At 51.6% G+C, this 1,660-nt stretch carries 2 protein-coding genes; both read left to right on the top strand.

The window, feature by feature from the left end:
* Positions 1 to 372, top strand: a 372-nt coding sequence (locus NW852_RS05185) for a hypothetical protein (protein WP_414426511.1), incomplete at its 5' end; no start/stop codon positions are given.
* A 23-nt stretch (positions 373 to 395) separates the two neighbouring features.
* On the top strand, positions 396 to 1,598 hold the full coding sequence (locus NW852_RS05180) for a hypothetical protein (RefSeq protein ID WP_414366852.1): 1,203 nt from the start codon (positions 396 to 398) through the stop codon (positions 1,596 to 1,598).
* Positions 1,599 to 1,660 lie beyond the last annotated feature (62 nt).

Raw genomic sequence — 1,660 nt, 5'->3', positions numbered from 1 at the left:
GTGCTAGCCTCGAGGGCTAGCCAGTTTCGCGAATACTTTTCTCACCTTTCTCCCGGACAAAAAATAACAGAGAAGAATGCGTGTGAGCTTCTGTATAAAAACTCAAAGTATATCTGGAGAGGCACACAGAAAGAGTTTGAGGCTCTGAAAGAGGAAGTCGAGAAGTTTCCGGCTGAAAATCTCAATGATAAAAGTGCTTTTTATCTAGTGGCTCTCGAAGCTGACGAGGAGCTTCCTGGACTTGCCAGAGACGCGAGTCCTCTTGAGCGAAGGGATGCGTTTCTGGCTCTAGCCGGTAAAGCAAAGATTGTCTGGATTTCCCCCCCATTGCATTTGAACTCCTTTGCCAACAAGGATTTCTACCTTGTGTGACCGGAGCTTTGGGAGCGTAAGTCATGCTCATTCCAACTCTCCTTTTTGCTTCTCCTTCGATTGTCAGTGGGCTTTTGGATGGATCCCTGGTTCGCTACGGTGGCGTTGTTCGAGAAGCTGCCACGGGTCGCATCGTCAAGCATTTGGCCGAAGCTCCTGGCCTGACCAGCTTGCTGATGAATGCGCCGGTATCTCCTGAATCCGTGATTAATGCCCTTGGTCACCAAGCCACTCATCGAAAGCTTGAGGTTTTGCAGCAGACTGCCACCAAGATTTTGGGGCTTTCTCAGGTAGCTGCTGGCGCTAGCGTTTTAAACCTGGGGGTTAGCGCTATTGGCTTTACCTACATGCATTTCCGCCTGAATCAGTTGCAAGACTCTATTGCCCGCCTAGAGAAGATTGTTAGGGAAGGGCTCCAAGACATTCAGCAAAAGCTAGATGCACTTTCTGGCCAACTGGCCTATTTGCAAGCTTTGGCCGTTCAGAGTAGAGCCGAAATTCTGTTGGCTATCTCCAATTTGCATCGTGCTCTTTTCATTCAAAGTCTTGCTAAGCTGCAGGCAGAGCTGGTTAGTTTGCACCGATTCCCGGAGGCTTCTCCTCGCGATGCCCTTAAGGCGCTGGCGGAAGCCCGCATCTTTTTCTCCGACCAAGCCCATCAGATCCCTGTTGAGCGCCAGGCCCACTGCCTACTGCTTGGCGATATTGCCCTCAAGGGTTGGGCAGTTTCCCTAGCGGCGGAATCCCAGCTTCTGCTTAAGCATGGGTACCTGCAAGATGCCGTCGATGCCCTCGACTTTGAGGTTCCTCGTTTCCGGGAACTAAGCGAAAGGTGGTGTGCAGCTCTCTTGCCAGCGGATCGACCTCAGCTCCGGACCGCCTATACGTACACAGCTCCCGGCTTTGCTGGCCACATCTCTAGCGAACGCATCCAGCGCATTGCTCGTCTTTCCCCACTTGATCGAGCGCTTACACCGGAGCAGCGCTTCCTTAGGGAAAAGAATCTTTCTGTCGAGTTCCAGATGACCTACTTCCAAGAGCTGGACAAGTCTTGGTACCTTTCCCAAGCGGCTTTAGCCGAATACCTAGACACCCTCAGCGAGCTCGCGGAGCGCCTTGAAAGTCTCCAGTCTTTTGCTCACCTCTCTCGGGAGCTTAACCAAGCGGATCCCTACCAATTGATCCCATCTGAACCCCAAAGTCTTTATCTACTATCTGCTGGGTAATACAGCCTGTTAAAGAATCAAGGGGTACAGTAGCAACACTTAGCAAACCAACTCCGGAAGCA

Source organism: Synechococcus sp. H60.1 (genome assembly GCF_047462335.1).
Lineage (GTDB): Bacteria > Cyanobacteriota > Cyanobacteriia > Thermostichales > Thermostichaceae > Thermostichus.
The sequence above is the reverse complement of the archived record's forward strand: the minus strand, read 5'-3'. Positions and strand labels throughout refer to the sequence as shown.

Bases quoted from the DNA above. Each gene is read 5' to 3' on its own strand.
- NW852_RS05180 (WP_414366852.1), top strand. From the start codon at position 396: ATGCTCATTCCAACTCTCCTTTTTGCTTCTCCTTCGATTGTCAGTGGG.